Below are 19,732 nucleotides of genomic sequence, written 5' to 3'. Positions count from 1 at the left end.
CGCGGCCTCCGCGCCTGGATCAGGAGGTGCCATCGTGAAGATCTTGTCCCGCCGGAACTCTCCGGCGACCAGTACCGATACCAACGGCGACGGCGTCGTCGACGAGCGCGACCGGACTGCCGAGCAGCCGGCCGACCGGCCCGTGGTCACCGACCGCGACGAGGAGCGGACCACGTACCGCAGCGCCGCCACCGCCACCGACGACGAGCGCGCCCGGGACGCGGCGACCGACCGGGACGCACGCGACCTCGGCGCGGCCACCGACGGCCGGACGGCGACCACCACGACCGACGGCCGGATCGCGGCGGCCGACGACGAGCGGGACGCGGAGGCGCGGCGGCGGGCGGCGGACCGGGGCGCGGCAGCGCGTGCGGTCACCGGCCGCCGGACCGATGCCGACACGCGGACCGTTCCGGTGACCGACGCGCGGACCGCCGGCGCGGCGCCGGTCGCCGAGCGCACCACCGACCTGGACCGCGACGGCCGCACCGACCGCACCGACCTGGACCGGGACGGCCGCCCCGACGGTACGGACACCGACGGCGACGGCCGGGTGGACCGCCCGGAGCCGTACACCACGAAGCGTCCCCGGGCCAGCCTGCTCGCCACGCTCGGCCTGATCGTGTCGGTGGTCGGCGCGCTGTTCGTGCTCTCCGGCACGCTCGCCGGGTACGGCATCGGCGTCGGCGCGGCCGGCGCGGTGCTGGCCGTGCTGGGTCTGATCGCCACCCGTCGCCGGCACGTGGCGGGCAAGACCGACGCGCTCATCGGCATCGCGGTCGGCCTGGCCGCCGTGGTGCTCGGCATCGTGGCGATGACCGGCCAGTTCGACTGGCCGACCACCGACGGCGACTGGGTGGGCCGCTTCCGCGAGTGGCTTGATTCACAGTTTGGCAGCTGGTTCTGACGGGCACTGTCCCGATCGCCGGCAGGGCCGGCCAGCCCGATCAGTTCTGGTGGTTCACCGGCCGGGCAACACCTCTTTCGGGGGCGGCGGTTCGCCGCCCCCGAAGTGTGTCCGGCGTCGACGCAATGATCGTTCGCTGCTGACCGGTTCAACGCAACGATTCGCTGCCGAACGCAACTTCTCGCGGTGGATATCGTCTACCCGGGCCGCATAACGTTGGACCACGGCGCCAGCCCGTGGGCCGACGGTGGCCGGGCGCGCCCGACTCTGGGAGCACGACATGACGATGGACGCCATCCGCCAGCGCTTTCTGATGTGCCGGCCGACGTACTTCGCCGTCGACTACGCGATCAACCCGTGGATGGACCCCACCGCCCCGGTCGACGCCGACCTGGCGATCCGGCAGTGGGAGCAGCTTCGCCGCACGTACCTCGACCTGGGCCACGAGGTCGAGCTGATCGAGCCGGTCGCCGGCCTGCCGGACATGGTCTTCGCCGCCAACGGCGGCACCGTGATCGACGACAAGGCCATGGCGGTGCAGTTCCGCGACCCGCAGCGCGCCGACGAGGCGCCCGCGTACCGGGCCTGGTTCGAGGCCGCCGGCTTCGAGATGTACGACCCGAAGCACGTCAACGAGGGCGAGGGCGACGTCCTGCTGGCCGGTGACCACCTGCTCGCCGGCACCGGGTTCCGCACCGCGCACGCCTCGCACGCGCAGCTCCAGGAGACCTTCGGCTATCCGGTGGTGACCATGCAGCTGGTGGACCCCCGCTTCTACCACCTGGACACCGCGCTCACCGTGCTCGACGAGCGCACCGTGGCGTACCTGCCGGAGGCGTTCTCCCCCGGCAGCCGGGCGGTGCTGCGCCGGCTGTTCCCGGACGCGGTCCACGCCACCATGGCCGACGCCGAGGTGCTGGGGCTGAACGCGGTCAGCGACGGCCGGCACGTGGTGCTGCCCGCGCAGGCCACCGACCTCGCCGCGAAGCTGCGCGACCGGGGCTACGAGACCATCGGGATCGACCTGTCCGAGCTGCGCAAGGCCGGCGGCGGACCGAAGTGCTGCACGTTGCGACTCCGTCAGGGAAAGGCGAGCAAGTGATCATCGACGACATGCTGCGGACTCCGTCCGCGGTCCGGGACGCGGAGCGTCACACGGCGCACAACTACCACCCGCTGCCCGTGGTGATCTCGTCGGCCGAGGGCGCCTGGCTGACCGACGTGGACGGCCGCCGCTACCTGGACTGCCTGGCCGGATACTCGGCGCTGAACTTCGGCCACCGGCATCCGAAGCTGATCGAGGCCGCGCACGCGCAGCTCGACCGGCTCACGCTCACCAGCCGCGCGTTCATCCACGACCAGTTCGCCGACTTCTGCCGGGAGCTGGCCGCGCTCTGCGGCAAGGACCTGGTGCTGCCGATGAACACCGGCGCCGAGGCGGTGGAGACCGGCATCAAGGTCGCCCGCAAGTGGGGCTACCAGGTCAAGGGCGTCACGCCGGGCCAGGCCAACATCGTGGTGGCGGAGGGCAACTTCCACGGCCGTACGACCACCATCGTCAGCTTCTCCACCGACGAGGACGCGCGGGCCGACTTCGGGCCGTACACCCCGGGTTTCACAGTGGTCCCCTACGGCGACCTGGCCGCGCTGACCGCGGCGATCGACGAGAACACGGTGGCCGTGCTGCTGGAGCCGATCCAGGGTGAGCAGGGCGTCGTGGTGCCGCCGGAGGGCTACCTGCCGGGCGTGCGCCGGGTCTGCACCGAGCGCAACGTGCTGTTCGTGGCCGACGAGATCCAGTCGGGTCTGGGGCGCACCGGCGCGACGTTCGCCTGCGAGCACGAGGGCGTCGAGCCGGACATGTACCTGCTGGGCAAGGCGCTCGGCGGCGGCATCGTGCCGGTGTCGGCGGTCGCCGCGAACGCCGACGTGCTCGGCGTGCTCCAGCCGGGCCAGCACGGCTCGACGTTCGGCGGCAACCCGCTGGCCTGCGCGGTCGCGACCGAGGTGGTCCGGCTGCTGGCCACCGGCGAGTTCCAGCGGCGCTCGGCCGAGCTGGGCGAGCGGCTGCACGCCGGCCTGCGCGGCCTGATCGGCAAGGGCCTGGTGGCGGTACGCGGGCGCGGCCTGTGGGCCGGGCTGGACATCGACCCGGCGCTGATGACCGGCCGGCAGGCGTGCGAGCTGCTGATGGAGCGGGGTGTGCTGGCCAAGGACACGCACGGCTCGACCATCCGGCTCGCCCCGCCGCTGGTGATCACCGAAGAGGAGATCGACCACGCGGTGGCGCAGCTCGCCGCCGTGCTGGCCGCCTGAGGCCGTACGCGAGAAGGCGCCGGGACCACGACGGTCCCGGCGCCTTCGCGTGCGGTCACTGGCGTGGCAGCCGCATCGCCATGGTCGGCGCCTCGGCCATCACCGAGTTCGGGGTGTACGTGGCGTCGCTGCTCATCTGGGCGGCGCGACCCACCTGCACGCCCGGGTACAGCTCGATCAGGTCGCCCTCGGCGAGCACCCGGGACTGCTGCGGCGGCAGGGCGATCCGCTCGTTCTCCGCCATCGAGCCGCCCGGTCGTACGCCGGAGCCGTTGGTGCTGGTGTCGGTCACCACCACCTCGCCCACGCGCAGCTCCAGCCGGATGTGGCTGCGGCTGATCCAGCGCCGCGCCTCGTCGTTGAGCCACTGGCCCAGGGTCACCGCGCCCGGCCCCTCCGGCGCCCGGCCGACCGGCACCGGCTCGGTCTCGGTGAGCACGAACCGCTTACGCACCAGCCCGCCGATGCGCACCGCGAGCACCTCGGTACGCGGGCGCGGACCGGCGTCGGAGAGCCGCGCGCCGTGCCGGGGGCAGGTCGGCGCGCCGGTGCGCAGCGTGGGCGGCGGCTGCTCGGCCGGCACCCGGTCCACTGCCGCCAGGTCGGCGAACGCGCCGCCGCCCCCGCCGCCGCCGAACAGCGCGCAGCCCGGCTCGGGGCAGCGCCACTTCCGGGAGAGCAGCTTGACGCCCGCCGGTGAGCGGCTGCCGGTGGCCGGGTCCTGGCCGCCGCCGACGTGCGCGATGAAGACCGGCCCACCGGCGCCGGGCACCGGGGCGAGCACGCGCCCGGCCTGCCCGAGCCACGGGTACCGGCCGACCAGCCCGTCCAGCCGGGCCCGGGTGAGCACCGGCAGGCCCAGCAGGTCGGCGACCTCCAGCATCCGGTCACCGGGCTGGTCGAGCACCTCCACCAGGCCGTCGTCGGCCCAGCGGCGCACGACCATCCGCTCGTTGGAGGTCAGGTCGGCGTCGGACAGCAGCGCCCGGTGCACGATCGCGTAGACCGGGACGCTGTCCTCACCGATCTGCCGGGACAGCGCGTCGATCACCATGCCGAGCCGCAGCAGGCTGGCCGGCCGACCGCCGTCCAGGTTCTGCCAGCGGATGACCTCGGCCAGGTCGACCACGGCCCGGGCCAGCGACGGATCGGTGCAGACCCGTCCCTCGATGGCGTCGAGCACCTTGCTGATCTCGAATCTCATGCCGCAGCTCCGCACGATGTCGTCCCGTGACGCGGCCGGGGCGGTTCGCCCTGCCGCGCCGCGCGCCACCACCGTGGCGCGCCCTCCACCATGCGACGACCCTACCGGCAGCCGGCCGGGTCAGCCCGCGCGCAGCGGGCGGCCGACGTCGTGCAGGTGCGCCAGCGCCTGCCGGTACGACTCGATCAGCCCGGTTTCCGCGTACGGGACGCCCTGCTCGGCGCAGTACGCCATGACCAGCGGCCGGGCGCGGCGCAGGTTGGCGCGGGGCATGTTCGGGAAGAGGTGGTGCTCGATCTGGTAGTTCAGGCCGCCGAGCGCCAGGTCGACGATCCGGCCACCGCGTACATTGCGCGAGGTGAGCACCTGCTTACGCAGGTAGTCGAGGTCGTCCTCGTCGGTCGGCATCGGCATGCCCTTGTGGTTCGGGGCGAACGCGCAGCCCATGTAAAGCCCCCACAGTCCCTGGTGCACGGCGGCGAACAGCAGCGCCTTGCCCGGTGACATCACCGCGAACAGCAGCCCGAGGTAGCCGGCGGCGTGCGCGGCGAGCAGCAGTCCTTCCACCGCGCGGTGCCGCATCGGCACCCGCCACCGCCCGTCCGGCTCCCGGCCGACGAGCGCCCGCACGCTCGCCACGTGCAGCGCCAGCCCTTCCAGCAGCAGCAGCGGGAAGAACAGCCACGCCTGGCGGCGGGCCATCCACCGGCTCAGGCCGCGCGTGGCGGTGGCCTGCTCGTACGTCCAGACCAGCGCGCCCGCGCCGACGTCCGGGTCCTCGTCGGCGTGGTTCGGGTTGGCGTGGTGGCGGTTGTGCTTGTCCACCCACCAGCCGTAGCTGAGCCCGACGGCGAGGTTGCCGGCGACCAGCCCGGCCGCCTCGCTGGGCCCGCGCCGCCGGAACATCTGCCGGTGCCCGGCGTCGTGGCCGAGGAACGCCACCTGAGTGGTCGCCACCGCCATCACCACTGCCAGCGGCAACTGCCACCACGAGTCGCCGACGAGCGCCACCACGACCCAGCCGGCCACGAAGGCGCCCAGGGTGAGCGCGATCCGCAGCGCGTACCGGCCGGGCCGCCGCTCGAGCAGTCCCGCCCCGGCGATCCGGCGGGACAACCGCGCGTAGTCGCTGCCCCGCCGTGCCGCGGGTTCCGTCGACGTGGGAGAAGTCATGTCGCCCCCGATGCCGCGAGCCACGCCTCGTACGCGACTCTCCGTCACCGATTCTGCCAATGACGGTCGCGGTGGGTAATCCCGCATACCCCCGACTCGAAGGTGGTGCTGTCCCTACCCCTCCGGGCCGGAGCAGGGCAAACGATCTTCGTCACACCGCGGCGAGCCCGTGCAGCGGTGGGCGCACCCACTCTGAGCAGCTAATCTGTACGTAAAGATGAGGGCCATTCATCCGAACGGTCAGGTGCGCAGGGCGCACGGTCATCGACAGACGGGAGACATCGCGGTGCGTGGATTGACAGACAAGGTGGTGCTCGTGACGGGCGGCGGCTTCAGCCCCGACCAGGTCGGCTCCGGACTCGGCATGTCCATGTGCGTCGAGCTGGCCGCCGAGGGCGCGAAGGTCGTCGTCTCCGACCTCTCCCTGGAGCGCGCCGAGGCGACAGTCACACGCGTCAAGGAAGCCGGCGGCGACGCGGTGGCGGTGGCGTCCGACGTCACCGACGAGGACTCGGTACGCGCCATGGTGAGCGCCGCCCTCGACGCGTACGGGCGCATCGACGTGCTGGTGAACAACGCCGGCGTGTTCGGCGCGTACGTGCCGCTGCTGGAGATTGAGAACAGCCAGTGGGACCGCGTCATGGAGGTCGATCTGAAGGGCGTCTTCCTCGCCACGAAGGCCACGCTGCCGCACATGCTGGAGCGCGGCAAGGGCGTCGTGATCAACGTGTCGTCGGCGTCCGGCCTGGTCGCCAGCGAGGTCGGCGCGGAGTACACCACCGCCAAGCACGGTGTCATCGGGCTCACCAAGCAGATCGCCTACGACTACGGCCACAAGGGCATCCGCGCGGTCGGCATCGGCCCCGGCGTCATCAAGACCGCCGCCTTCGAGGGCGCGGAGATCACCAGCGACTTCCCGTTCTACGACCTGACCATGCAGGCCCCCGCCGGCCGGTACGGCGAGCCGCACGAGATCGCCCGCGCGGTCTGCTTCCTCGCCAGCGACGACGCGTCGTTCATCCACGGCCACACCATCCCGGTCGACGGTGGTTCGCCGATCAGGTGAGACGAACGGGCCGGCCCGGGCACCGGCCCTTGTGACAGACGGACCGCCTGCGCCGACCACCGCGATGACTGCACGTACCAGTTGCACCAGATGGACGGCGGCAGCGCTCTTACCTGATCCGAGTCCGAGCTCCCAGCCGATGTCGAGTCCTCGGTCAGACCCTCTCTTCCCCAGGCCACCGAGAGCACCCGCGGCGAGCCTCAGGGCGACTTCCAGGTCCAGTTGACATCGGGGGTGGTGGTCGTTCGATCGGGCACCGCGGCAGCTGGTCCCCGGGCAAACGGCGGGACGGCCTGCTGGAGGCAGACCGTCCCGCTACGGCAGTGACCTGTGTGGGAGCTAGACCGACTCGGGTGTCACCCAACCACCCGCGTCTTCGAACTCGTCACAGCCGTCATGCTCGAACTGCACTCGACCATCGAATGGGGATTCACCATTGGCGCAGGCACCGTAATCAGAGCCCAGCTCACCCGCCAGAGGAAACCAGAACCGGCATGACCCGCATTGCTCGTCATACCATCTCTCCAGGTAGCCGGCCGCCGCGGTGTCGCGGTTGCGACGGGCTACCCACCTCCGATGTATCTGGTCAAGAATCTTCGCATCGTGTGCCACGTGCCGCTCGGTCATCTCACCCACCGCCCAGAATACGAGCAATACCGCTGGAGGTCGTGACCCTTCTGTCGATGTTAATTGCCGCCTGCCCGAATCCTCCGTCCATTTGACGGCCTCGGTCTCGGGTGATTACCCGGGCATCGAGCTGCTGCGCGAGCTGGTTCAGCTGAGGATCCTTGGTGCCGTTCAGACCCATCTCGTCCACGCTTCGCACATTGAACCCCTGCTGACGTAGTTGCCCCGCGAACTTTGGCGACATGTTCTCGTCAAGGATATAGCGTTGTCCGCCACCACTGAACCCTGCCTTCTTGGCGAGAAGATCCCGCATAGCGCCGGACATTTCAGCTGGGCCACAGTTGTGGACAAGTACAGCGGCGGAACCGGCGAGCACATAGTACGTGTGAATGTCCTCGACAGTGAGGTTGTGGACCGTGGCGTGCTCGGTCCACTGACGCGTACCCACCACCCTGAGCTCGCGGCCGTCGTCGGTGATCACCTGGTCGCCGCCGAGCAGCTGTCCGGCCTCGATGTACCGCTGCTCGTCGTCCACCCAGAACGGGTGACCCGCGGTCGCGGTGATGTCGGCGGTCTCGTCGCCGTCGGCACCGTCCACGTCCACCGTGACGGCCACGAGGTCACGCTGACCCTCGCCCTCGATCAGCCTGGTCACCGGTTTGGCTGCGGTCTCTCCCGTCTCCGGCGAACTGGCCAGCACCAGATCATCGAGGGTGACGTCCTCGATCGCCTTGGTGCTGCCGTCGGCCATCAGCACCTGGGTGCCCGGCACGAAACTGTTGTTCAGGCAGTTCCCGCCAGCCCGAGAGGCACCGCCACCGGCCTCGGCCCGGGCACCGCCCTTGCCGGCGCCGGTTCGTACGCCGCCCTTGGCCAGGTCACCGGCGCCCGCTCCGCCGGCACCCTTCGCGCCGCCGGCACCCTTGGCCCCGCCGGCCCCGCGGCCGCCGGCCGCGATGCTGAAGGCGTCGAACAGCAGGTGACCGGCCGCCCTTCCGGGATGCCCTGACTTGACATCGTTTGTCAGCCCGTCCGCCCAGTCCTGGACGGCCTGACCCGGGTTGCTGAACGTCTTCTTAGCCGCGTCGCCGCGGGCCTTGCCCCGACTCTGCGCCGCCTCGCTGGTGTCCTTGTCGACCAGTGGGTTGCCACCGACCGCGGTGTCGTAACCGATCTGCGCGAAGGTCTCGGCAGCTCCCTTGACGTCCGAGCCGATCGCCGACGCGGCGTCCTTGACGAAGTCACCGACCTCGTCGGCGGCATCCGAGAGCCAGTTGTGACCGTCCAGCTCCACATTGCTGATCGGGTTACCACCGGCGAACGCGTACCGGTTGCCCGTGTACGGGTCGACGGCCAGCCCCAGGTCGTCCAACGCCCCGTTGTACGAGTCCCGGGACAGGAACTGGTTGATCCCCGGGTCGTAGTCGCGGAAGCCCATGTCGTAGTCGCCCGTGGACTGGTCGAACCGCTTGGACTGGAACCGGTAGGAGTTGTAAGGGACCTTGTCCGGGTTCTCCGGGTTGCCCGCGTCCGGCTTGTCCACCCCGGTGAACTGACCCGCGTCGTTCTTGCCGTACGCGGTGTAACCGTAGGTCGCCCGGCCGTCGCCCTTGTCGTCGGTGATCTGGCCGATGTCGGAGGACCCGTCGTAACCGGCGTACGAGTCCTCCTGGGTGTTGTCGGTGTTGGTCTTGACCTGGGACAGCAGATCGCCGCCCGGGCCCCGCTGGTAGGACTTGACGACCTTGGTGCCCTCCAGTTCGGCGGAGATGTCCCCGGTCAGCCCGAGGTACGCGTACGTAGTCGTCTTCCCGCCGTAGGTGCGGGTCGCCTGCCGGTCCAGCGGGTCGTACGTGTAGGTGGTGGTCTTGCCGCCCGGGTTCTTGGTGTTGCTGACGACGTGGTCGAAGCCGTCGTAGGTGTAGCTCTCCACCGTGGTGCCGGCCGAGGTGACAGTCTTGAGCCGGCCGTACGGGTCGTAGGCGTAGCTCGCCGAGACGCCGCTGGCGGTTTCCTTGGCCGTCGTCAGCCGGTTCTTGTCGTACGTGAACTCGGTGGGGATCCCTCCGACGGTCTGGGTGACCACGTTGCTGTTGGCGTCGTGCACGTAGCTCTCGGTGCCGGCGCCGCTGCCGGTCTTGGTCACCGACCGGATGCGGTCCTGCGGGTCGTAGGCGAAGGTGCTCGTGGTGTCGAGGTACGCGGTGCGGTTGTCCGCGTTCTGCTTGCGCGACACGTCCTTCGACTTCTGCCCGTTGGCCGTGTACTCGTAGGTGTGCTGGTTGACCACCGCGCCGCCGGACTTCTTCTCCACCTGGCTCTGGACCGAGCCGTTGAGGAAGTAGTCGGTGGTGACGACGTTGCCGTTGCCCTTGGTCTCCGTCGCCGTCTGCCCGCGCTTGGTGTAGCTGTAGCGGGTGTACTTGGGTTTCGGGTCGGTCGGCGACGTCATGTTCTTGATCTCGGTGGCCAGGTCCCGCTCGGCCTCGTACGTGTACTCCGAGATCTGCGTGTCGTGGGTGCGCTTCTTGAGCAGGTCGTTCGGCTCGTACGCGAAGGTCGTGGTGTTCTTGACCGTCGTGCCGCTCTTCTCCTCCACGCTGGCGACGCGGTTGAGCGGGTCGTAGGACACGACGTAGTTGTCGATGGTCGCCCCGGTGCTGGTGTCCAGCATCTTGACGAGGTTGGCGTTGACGTCGTACTCGTAGGCGAAGTTCTTGCTGGGCGTGCCGGAGCCGGCGCCGTTGTCGGCCTGGCTCTTCTTCTTCCCGTCCGGGAAGTACGTCCAGCTCATCTGGCGCGGCGTGCCGCTTGCGCCGGTGACCGACCGCGACGTCTGGGCACCGTTGTCGTCGTAGCCGTAGCTGGTGGTGATGTTCCAGCCGACATCCTTCGAGGTGCGGATCCAGCCGTTGTCGAAGAACGTCTGCACGGTGTCGTTGCGGGTCGACTGGCCGTTCGACGGCGGCGCGGAGATGCGCTCGAGGTTGCCCACCGCGTCGTAGGCGTAGGTGGTCACCGGCGGAGTGGTGAACCGCACGTCGTCCCGGTCGTACGGCTGCTGGACCTCACGGACGCGGTTCAACGCGTCGTAGAGCGTGACGGTCGCGAAGTCGTCGGGGTCGTCGGTGGTGTCCATCCCCCGCGGGCTGATCTGCCGGGTGAGGTTGCCGACCTCGTCGTACTCGTACCTGGTGGTGCGGTGGGTGATCGTGCCGTTCACCGACTGGTACGGCACCTTCTCCTCGGTAAGCGCCGACCGCTCGTCGTACGTCAACAGCGCACGGTTGCCGTCCTGGTCGATCGAGACGGTCGGGTTGCCGTCCCGGTCGTACTCGACGCCCGTGGTGTTGCCCTTGGCGTCGACGGTCGTCTTGATCCGGTGGTTGAGGTCATAGAGGAACTGGGCGGTCCAGTCGTTGGTCTGCGCGGTCGCGTTCTTGCGCTGGTCGGTCTGCTGCCTGACGTTGCCGGCCAGGTCGTAGTCGATGCTGACCCGGCCGGTGAGCGCGTCCGTGGCCTCGGTCGGCCGGTTCAGCTCGTCGTAGACGTAGACGGTCGTGTAGTCGGTGACGTCGGCCGGAGTCAGCATGCCCTTCGGCTCGGTCACCTTGATGACGTTGCCGACCTGGTCGTATTCGTACTTGGTGGTCGGCGCGTCGGCGGTCGCCGTGTCCTTCGGAGTGGTGACTGTGCTCGGCCGGTCCAGCGCGTCGTAGACGGCGGTGGTCACCGCCCCGGTGGGCGTGGTCTGCTGGGTGACGTTGTCGTTCTTGTCGTAGACCGGCGCCGGGGTGGTGATGTAGACGCCGCTCGCGGAGTCCTTCGGCACCCGCTGGGTCAGCGGCCGTCCGAGACTGTCGTACGTGTAGGTCGCGGTGTGTTGGTTCGGGTCGGTGACGCTGAGCACGCTGCCGATCGACGAGTAGGTGTACGTCGTGACCTTGGTCAGCGCGTCGGTGAGTGTTCTCGGGTAGCCGACCGGGTCGTAGTCGGCGTAGCGGGTGACGTGGTCGTTGGCGTCCGTCGCCGTGATCATCCGTCCGACAGCGTCGTACGTGTAGCTCGACGTGTAGTCACCGGCGGTCGCCGTGGCGGTGCCCTTCGGATCGGTCACCGAGGTCAGGTTGCCGACCGCGTCGTAGCCGAAGTTCCAGTGCCGGCCCTCCGGCGAGTACTTGTCGGTCAACTCGGCGGTGTGCCCGGACAGCCCGTACCGGTAGTCCATCCGCAGACCGGCGGTGTTGTTCTTGTTGGCCTCCGGATCCTTGATCTCCAGCGGGTAGCCGGTCACCTGATCGAACCGCCAGGTGCTGACGGCGCCGCCGGCCTCCTCCAGCCGGGTGACGTTGTTGTCGGCGTCCCAACCGAGGATGGTCGCCTGGTTCTTGGCGTTGGTGATCCGGGTGGCCCGCCCGAAGCCGTCGATCATGCTCTCGGTGGCCCGCCCCTTGGGGTCGGTCACCGTGGTGATCACCGCGTCGCTGGCGTCGCCGTCCGGGTCCTGGTAGTCGACATAGGTGATCTTGTTCAGCCGATCGGTGACGGTGGCCACCTTGCCCTGCAGGAAGGCGTCGCCGGCATCGTTGTAGGCGACCTTCGTGCTGGCGGCACGCGGGTCGGTGATCCGGTTCAGGCGAGCGTTCTGCGGACCCTGCGCCTCGTCGTACGCGAAGCCGAACACCTTCGCCTCGGCGGTGCCGGACCCGTCGGTCACCTCGCGGAGCAGGCCGCTGTCGCTGTACACGAAGGACAGCACCCGGCCGCTCACGTCCGTGATCGACCGGACCTGGTGGATGATGCGCGAGTTCTGCAGGTTCGTCAGTGACTGCTTCGTGCCGTTGACAAACGCGGTGTAGCTGTCACCGGCGGCGTAGTAGTCCAGACTCAGCGTCCGCCGGTTGTCCGGATCGGTCAGGTAGCGCAGGACCGCGGTGTTGCGGTTGCCGACCTGCATCCGTTCGTAGGTGAACAGCAGCTGGTTGCCGTTACGGTCCCGTACCACGCTCTGGTAGCCCTGCTCGTCGAAGACGAACTGGCTACGGTCCGGCCGGGTCATCGTCCACGCCTGGCTGGTGTCACCGCTGTTCGTGCGCTGCAGGTAGAGGTGGACCCCGGCGGGCTGCACGTACCGCCAGTCGGCCGGGTTGCCGCTGCCGTGCTTGTCGAGGTTGAACAGATGGGTGGTGCCGTCCCCGTCGGTCATCGCCACCTGCTGCGGCCAGGTCGCGTCGCCGCCGCGGAACTCCAGCGGCGAGCCGAGGCGGACCGTGCTCGACGTGGACAGGGACCAGCCCTGCCCCGTCGACGAGGTGGACGTGTCCTGACTGTTGTAGGTCAGCCGCACGAAGGTCGACACACCGCGGCTCGGGTTGGACAGCGGGTTGTAGCCGACGACCGCGTTGCCGGAGAACTGGTTGACCATCAGCGAGGCGCCGGAACCTGCGCTGCCTCCGGTGTACTGGTAGAACTTCTCCAGGCCGAGCTGGTCGGAGGTCGGGTCCTCCACGGCGACCGACTGGTCCAGCGGGTCGATCTGGGCGGTCTGCGACAGCCACTGGTTCGTGGTCTTGTTCCGCAGCTCCCACTTCAGCACGTACGGCTCCCGGCGGTCACCGTCGCTGCCGGACGTCGGTGCCTTCACCGTGCCGTTGACGGTGACCACGCCACCGGGCGCCTGCGCGGACGGCAGCGGGGTCTCGATCGGGTCCGCGCTCACCGCGGTGCCGTCCTGCCGGGTCCACTTGTACGACAGCACCCAGTCCGACGGCGACCACACCGACGACGTGGTGTTCGTGACGGTGACCGGCACCAGGTACTGGTCGCCCGGGACCATCCGGCCCGGGGTGGTCGGCGCGTAGTAGGTCCGGTCGCTGGTCGGCGCGGTGAAGATGACCCGGAGCCGGGGACGCAGCGACGGCTCGGCCGCCTCGGCGGAGAGGAACAGCATCCGCTGCTCCGCGCCGGCCTCGTCGGCCTGCCGGATCAGGACGCCCTTGTTGGTGGTGGCGTCGTCGATCCAGCGTTGCACCAGCGGTCCGGCCTCCCAGTTCGTCCACCCCGGATCCCCGTTGAGGGAACCGACGGTGGACCGGACCGTCGACTCGGCGTCACCGCCCGGCGTGGTCCAGGCGGTGCCGGTCTGGGCGCTGTTCCACGTCGAGGTGGTCTCGCTGAAGTCGCGGGTCAGCCCGCGTAGCTGGAACTGCTGCTGGCCGACGCCCGTACCCTCGCTGTACCAGCCCCAGAGCCCGACCTGGGCGTTGATCACCTTGGTCTTGGCGGGCAGGCCCGTGATGGTGGGGAACTTCAGCACGGCGCGGCTGGTGCCGTAGATCGAGCCCTTGTTGCCGACCTGGAGTTCGCCGCCGGCATCCAGCGTGTCCCAGTTGTTGTTGGGCTTGGCGCTGGTCAGCGTGTTGTCGTCGGCTCCGGTGAAGAACTTGATCACCTGGCCGGCCTTGGGGAGCCGCACCATCTGGGTCTGCGCCGGAAGGACCGTGCCGTCACGCAGTCGGGCCGCGACCATGTAGAAGTAGGCGTCACCGAACTGGCCGGACGAGTTCGCCGGGGTCGGCGTCGCGTGCGTGTCGGCGTAGCTGGTGCGACCCGGCCGTACCGGCGCGACGAGCGTGGCCGCGCTCGGCATGAAGTTCTGCGTCCGGCTGGCGTGCACCTGGTATTCGAGCAGGTCGTCGTCGGGTGACGAGGACGGGTCGGCGTAGGTGGACCAGGACAGGTCGGCGCCGGTCGCCCGCACCGTCGTGACCGGGCTCAGGGCCACGCCGGGGCGCCCCCAGGTGAGCACCAGCTTCGGGCCGTGGTCGTCCTCGCCGCCGTAGGAGAAGTCGCCGGACTCGTAGCGCGGGCCGCCGTTCTTGTTCGACTCATCCTTGCCCTTGACCATGAAGCCGTGGTTGGTCGCGGGGTCCCCCAGCCAGCCCTGCACGATCGACCGGACGCTGTAGCTGTGCCAGGCGTTTGTCTGGTGCAGCGGCTTCGTCACCTCGGCGCGCTTGACGAAGCGCACCCCGTCGGCCACGACCGTCTTGCCGGCCACGTCGCCGAGGACCACCTTGTGGGTGGTGCCGGCCTTGAACGCGTACGAGCCGATCGACACCCACGCGCCGTTGCCGGAGCCGGTGGTCTGGTTGACGGTCTTCACCACCGACCCGCCGTCGTAGTGGACGGTGTACGGGGCGTTCGTCGCCCGGTTGCTGCCCGGCACGTAGTGCACGAACACCTCGTACTGGCCTGTCTCGGTCAGCCGGGGCACCCAGGTGAACGTCTGGCCCGTGGTGGCGTCGGCGTTGTAGCGGTAGGCGCCGTTGAGCGCCTGGCTGCGGTCCGTGCCGGTGGCTCCGGCCCACTCGCCGCTCGCGCTGACCTTGGCGGCGTCCGCCTCGTCGATCTGCTCGCGGTTCTCGCCCACCTCGGCGAACTTGCTGCTCATGCTGTCCCACGTCGCGGTGCTCTCGTTCCACGCCGCGGTCACCCGGCGCGCCTCGAACGCCATCGAGTAGGCGTCGGCGCCGCCGTGGGTCTGGTCGAAGTACATCTCGAGCTGCGCCGAGTCCAGCACCGTGTTCGCCGGGACCTTCGACAGGTCGAACTTCGTCAGTGACCGGAAGGTGCCGCCGCTGGACGCGCCGGCGGACAGCCGCCAGGTGCTGTCGAAGTTCTCCGCCGGGCCGCCGGAGGCGAGCATGACGTCCTGCGCCTGGCCGAGCGTCGGCTGGATCTTGATGGTGGGGTCGATGACCACCGGATACTTCCGGTCCGGGCTGCGCAGCCAGGCATCGTCGGCGCTCACCGTCACCACGGTGCGGCCGTCCCGCTGCTCGATGCGCTGGGTGACCTGGTAGCTGACCCGCTTGCCGACCACCGAATCCGGGTCGTCGGCGCTGTCGTACATGTACGGCCGCGGCATCGTGAACAGCGGCGGGCCCTCGCGGTCGGTCGCGTAGAACGACACCGAGCCGTCGGCGTGCGCGACCGGCCGCACCTTCTGCGTGTCCAGCGTGAACGAGTACGTCGCCGGTCCGCTCGGCGGCGCCGCCAGCACGATCTGTTCCTTGACCGCCGAGCGGGTCACCTCGTAGACCAGGTCGGCTCCGCCCACGGCGCCCCGGTAGCTGACCCGGCTGCCGGTCGCGGTCGGCCGCAGCTCACGCCGGTCTCCGGCGAGCCCGAGCGTCAGTCCGTGCGCGCCGGTCGAGTAGGACAGCACCCGGTCGCTGCGGTCACCGAACCGGGTGACGAACGCGTTGCGTGTGGCGGCGTACGGATATCCCGCCGTGGTGCCGGCCGCGATCGTGGGCCGGATGTCCTGCCAGCGGCCGTTCCGGTCCCGGTAGTGCACCGGCTCGCGGCTGACCTCGGCCTGCGTCCGGCCGTCGGCGAGTTGGAAGACCTTGCCGGTGGCGGTACGACGGTCCGTGAGTTCGCGGACCCGGCGGGCCGCCGGTATCGGGGCGGCGGGCACCGGCCGGGCCACCGACGGCAGCACCTTGGCCGGGCCGGGTGGGGTCGCCGGCAGGTCCCGGCCTTTCACCGCGGGCGGGCGGAGCACCGTGCCGGGACGTGGTTCCGGCTTCACCTGCCCCGGCGGGCGGGCCTGTGCCGGGGCGCCGGAGACGACCAGGACGGCACCGATCACCGCCGCGAGCAGACGGCGGGCATGACGTTGACGCATGCGTTGTCCTCCATGAGGAGCGCGCGAAAAGGGCGTGACGAATCCCGGCACGTGGCGTGCCGTTCGTACTGCCGCGAAAGAGAATCCGCGCACGCGCATGCGTGTGCCGACACCGCGACCAAGCTCTGTGAGCGAGTCGGTTCAGCGCCCCCCGTGGGTGCCGGATAGGAATCTAACAACCTTCTATGTATTGGAGCAATAATTGTCGTCTATCAATTTTTTACGCGACGAAGCCCTCTCACCACTGAGGGTGAGAGGGCTTCGTTGCGTCTGTCAGCCGAGCCGGGCCACGGCGTCGCGCAGCCGGACCAGGTCTCGCCGACGTCGCTCGTAGGTGGCGGCCAGCCCGATCAGCAGCAGCCCGCCCGCGCCCAGGAAGATCCAGCGGGGCATCAGGTCCCAGCCTCGGGCCAGCTCGTGCAGCGCCAGCGGCACCAGCGTGGCCGTACCCAGCACCACCGGCGCCTGCCAGCGCCGGGCCGCCCCGGCGAGCACCACCGCCACCGCCGCCGCGCCGAGCGCCAGCCGCCGCCATGGCTGCGGCTCACCGAGGACCAGCACCGACACGAGGCTCGGCAGCAACGCCGCGCCGAGCCCGGGGCCGAGCGCCAGCCAGCTGGTCAGTCCGGGCCGGCGCCGCAGCGCCAGCACCCCGGCGCCCAGGGCGAGCGCCGCCGCCGGCAGCGTGTACGCCTCCAGCACGACCACTCCGCGCGCGGCGAGCACCAGCCAGGCGCCGATCAACTCGCTGCCCGCCGCCACCGCGGCCAGCACACGACGCCCCTGCGGCGACTCGCCCCGGCGCAGCACCCGCACCGCGACGGCCACGCCCCACAGCACACAGACCGCCGCCGCGTGCCGCAACGAGCCGCTCGCGAGCAGCAGCGCGAGCAGCGCCACGGCCTGCGCCGCCGCCTCCAGCGCCCACGCGCCGGCCCGCCCCGCGCCGACGCCACCCGGTCGGACCACGCGCAGCAGCGGCGCGGCGTGCAGCGTCACCGCCGCAACGGCCAGGACCGCGAACGCCCCGGTACGCAGCGACTGCCCGGCCGTGAGCGACGCGACCAGGGCGAACCCGGTGGCCGCCGCGACAGCGCCCAGCCACCCCCCGATCCGTGCCACCGCCGGCCGTCCGGCCACCCCGGCCACCGCACCGGCCACCACCAGCACACCGAGCGCGGCGAGCGTCCCGGCACGGGTGGCGAGCAGGCCACCGAACCCGGGTGCGGCCAGCACCACGCCCAGCGGCACGAGCACCGCCCGGCTCGCGCCGGTGAGCGCGGCGGCCAGCAGCGCGGCCAGCCCGATCCCGAACGCCGTCGCCGTCGCCGTCGGCCAGGGCGCGCCGGCCGCCGTCGCCAGCACCGGCAGCGCCAACGCGCCGAACGGCGACGCGGCGACCCACCACGCGAGGCGGCGATCCGTAGCGGCGTACGCCCCGGTGGCGGCGCCCAGGAGCAGCAGCACCAGCCCGGCGCGGGCGGTCTCGGCAGAAGCCGCCACGGCCGCGGGCACCCCGGACCCGGGCCGCACCGGCAGGTCCGCGAACACCAGCAGCACGGTCCGCGCGGTGGCCAGCAGAGCGACCCCGGCCAGCCCGGCTCCCACCGCTCGCAGGGCGGCCGCCGGCCGGGAGCCGACCCCGGCGGCGAGCGCCAGCAGGACCCCCGCCGTGGCGTACAGCGCCACCGGTTCCCCGCCCGGCGCGACGATCGGCACGAGGCCGACCCCGGCGAGCGCCACGGCGAGCCCCGTCGAGGCGTACCCGCTCAGGTCGGTCCACAGGCGACGGACCGCGAGCACGACGACGACCGGCACCACGACGGCGGTGACGGCGCCCCGCAGTTGCCACCACAGCGGCGCGCCCAGGCCGAACAGCGCGACGGCCACCGCCGCCGGTACAGCGACCAGCGCCACGGCCAGCGCGACGCCGCCGACCACCGGCTGCGCGCCCAGCCCGCGCCGGCCCAGCCCGGCCACCGCCACGCCGAGCAGCGCCGTCACGGCGAGCACCGCCACCGCTCCGCCGGGCGCGGCGAGGCCGACCAGCAGCGCGTGCCCGAGCAGCAGCGCACCGGCCGACGCGGCGACCGGCACGGCCAACCGGCCCGGACGTGGCCGGGCCACCGCCGCCAGCAGCAGCGCGGCGGCCGTCGCGAGGTCCACCACCAGCACCAGCGGCCACGGCGTCGCCGTCACGGCCGGAGCGGCGAGCGCGAGCAGCCCGGCGGCGATCACGCCGACCAGCGGCCGACCGCCCCGGGGCGTCAGCAGCGCTACCGCGCCGGCAGTCAGCAGCAGGGCCGCCGGGAGCTGCCAGCCCCAGGACGGGAGCGGTACGTCCCGCCCGCCCTGCCAGGCCGGGAACGAGGCGCTCGCGGTGGCCGCGCCGACGAGGCCGGTGAGCACGACCGCGACCTGGCCCAGGACGGCGGCCACCACGAGCGCGCCCACCCGCGGGCCGGTCCGGACCGACGCCGGCAGCGCCCGTACCGCGCCGGCCAGCACCGCGACCACGAGGCCGGCGGCGACCAGCAGCAGGCCGGGACGCAGCTCGGCGACCGGCCGGACCAGCGCGGCCGCGAGCACCAGTACCAGCAGCCCAGTGGTGGTCGCGCGCCAGAACCAGCCGGCCGCGACCCCGCCGGCGACCAGGACCAGCGCCACCACCAGCAGCGGGCCACCGGCCAGCAGCGGCATACCCGCCGCGTGGCCGACCGCCAGCGGCACCAGCGCGCAGCCGGCCGCCAGGACCAGCGCCACGCCGTGCCCGATCCAGCCCAGCACCTGCCCGGCCGTCAGCGCGCCGCGCCGGTCCGAGGTCCGGCGGCGCAGCACCGCCACCACCGCGAGGTCGCCGAGCGCCACGGCGGTCAGCGTCAGCGCCCAGCCGGCCGCGGTGGGCCGGGACGCGGCCACGGCCAGCGGCAGCACCGGCTGCGCCAGCAGCCACGCCGCGAACCAGGGCGCGGTGAGCCGGCTGATCAGCGCATACCCGGCCGCGACGGCCGCGCCGGTGGCCGCGACGAGCGCCGCGTAGCGGCTGCCCGGCAGGCCGGTCACCCCGAACAGGTCCACCGACCAGGCGGCGTACCCGTCCAGGACCACAAGCAGCAACCCCACCGAGGCGAGCGTCTCGGCGGTGCCGCGCAGCCCGCGCGCCCGGGCGACGAGCGGCGCGGCCAGGGCCAGCGCGGTGACCGCGAGCAGGACCAGCGCCCGGCCGGTCACGCCGAACGTGGCCCAGGCGACAGCGGTGAACACCACGGCGGCGGTCCCGAGCAGCAGTCCACCCAGGACGAAGAGCAGCCCTTGCACCGCCCGGGTGGAGGTTTCCGCGCCGCCGGGGCGTACCGGGGCGGCGGGCGGAACCACACGCGGCGGCGGCGCGGGCGCGGCGACCGGGAGCGGCGCGGGGCCGGCGGCCTGCGGCACGGGCGCGGCGACCGGGCCCGGCACGGGGATCTCCTGACGGATCCGGGCGGCCAGCGCCGCCCGCCGCTGCCGGGCCGTGGACAGGCGGCCGGACAGATCCTGGTACGCGAGCCGGGCCGCCTCGACGCGCGGCACCAGCTCGGTGATCTCCCGGTCCAGCCGGATCACCTCGGCGGCGGGCGGATAGGGCGGGCGGCCGCAACCGCGGCATCCGGCCGTGAGGTCGGCCGGAGCGCCACATCCGGGGCAGGGGTAGCCGGTGTTCTCCACCCGGCCAGCTTCGCGGGCGGCGGGGCGGGCGGACAGAGT

The 19,732-nt window shown here is 71.6% G+C and carries 9 protein-coding genes; 4 read left to right on the top strand and 5 right to left on the bottom strand.

The features are described from left to right. Positions 1-34: 34 nt before the first annotated feature. The 3 genes from ACSDG8_RS22510 to rocD all read left to right on the top strand — a co-directional run bounded on the left by ACSDG8_RS22510 (position 35) and on the right by rocD (position 3,223). Positions 35-907: a DUF4190 domain-containing protein gene (locus ACSDG8_RS22510; protein ID WP_210899541.1), complete on the top strand. Its 873-nt coding sequence runs from the start codon at positions 35-37 to the stop codon at positions 905-907. 286 nt (positions 908-1,193) lie between these two features. Continuing rightward, complete coding sequence (ddaH, locus tag ACSDG8_RS22505; protein ID WP_192900316.1) at positions 1,194-2,009, top strand: dimethylargininase; 816 nt, start codon at positions 1,194-1,196, stop codon at positions 2,007-2,009. After that, the gene (gene rocD, locus ACSDG8_RS22500) at positions 2,009-3,223 is read left to right on the top strand and encodes an ornithine--oxo-acid transaminase (protein WP_210899571.1); all 1,215 of its coding nucleotides are present in this window, start codon (positions 2,009-2,011) and stop codon (positions 3,221-3,223) included. The genes ddaH and rocD overlap by 1 nt, the downstream gene beginning before the upstream one ends. A 55-nt stretch (positions 3,224-3,278) precedes the next feature. Here rocD and ACSDG8_RS22495 read toward each other — a convergent pair whose 3' ends face one another. Next, positions 3,279-4,427, bottom strand: coding sequence for an FHA domain-containing protein (locus tag ACSDG8_RS22495; RefSeq protein ID WP_210899543.1), 1,149 nt, complete (start codon positions 4,425-4,427; stop codon positions 3,279-3,281). 120 nt (positions 4,428-4,547) lie between these two features. Continuing rightward, complete coding sequence (locus ACSDG8_RS22490) at positions 4,548-5,600, bottom strand: fatty acid desaturase family protein (RefSeq protein ID WP_210899545.1); 1,053 nt, start codon at positions 5,598-5,600, stop codon at positions 4,548-4,550. A 286-nt stretch (positions 5,601-5,886) separates the two neighbouring features. Here ACSDG8_RS22490 and ACSDG8_RS22485 point away from each other — a divergent pair, with 286 nt between their 5' ends. Further along, positions 5,887-6,666 carry an SDR family NAD(P)-dependent oxidoreductase gene (locus ACSDG8_RS22485; protein ID WP_210899547.1) on the top strand — a complete coding sequence of 260 codons (780 nt, stop codon included), beginning with the start codon at positions 5,887-5,889 and terminating at the stop codon, positions 6,664-6,666. Between the two features lie 339 nt (positions 6,667-7,005). Here ACSDG8_RS22485 and ACSDG8_RS22480 read toward each other — a convergent pair whose 3' ends face one another. The 3 genes from ACSDG8_RS22480 to ACSDG8_RS22470 all read right to left on the bottom strand — a co-directional run bounded on the left by ACSDG8_RS22480 (position 7,006) and on the right by ACSDG8_RS22470 (position 19,591). After that, positions 7,006-7,293: a DUF3027 domain-containing protein gene (locus tag ACSDG8_RS22480; protein ID WP_210899549.1), complete on the bottom strand. Its 288-nt coding sequence runs from the start codon at positions 7,291-7,293 to the stop codon at positions 7,006-7,008. A 1-nt stretch (position 7,294) separates the two neighbouring features. Next, a complete protein-coding gene (locus tag ACSDG8_RS22475; protein ID WP_210943273.1) occupies positions 7,295-15,988 on the bottom strand; it encodes a DUF5615 family PIN-like protein in 8,694 nt (2,897 codons plus the stop codon). Between the two features lie 273 nt (positions 15,989-16,261). After that, complete coding sequence (locus ACSDG8_RS22470) at positions 16,262-19,591, bottom strand: SCO7613 C-terminal domain-containing membrane protein (protein WP_439427215.1); 3,330 nt, start codon at positions 19,589-19,591, stop codon at positions 16,262-16,264. Between the last annotated feature and the right edge of the window lie 141 nt (positions 19,592-19,732).

The organism is Micromonospora sp. LA-10, from assembly GCF_051853095.1.
In the GTDB taxonomy this organism is placed as follows: domain Bacteria; phylum Actinomycetota; class Actinomycetes; order Mycobacteriales; family Micromonosporaceae; genus Micromonospora; species Micromonospora echinospora_A.
Note: the sequence above shows the minus strand (reverse complement) of the source record. Positions and strands in the feature narration are given on the sequence as shown.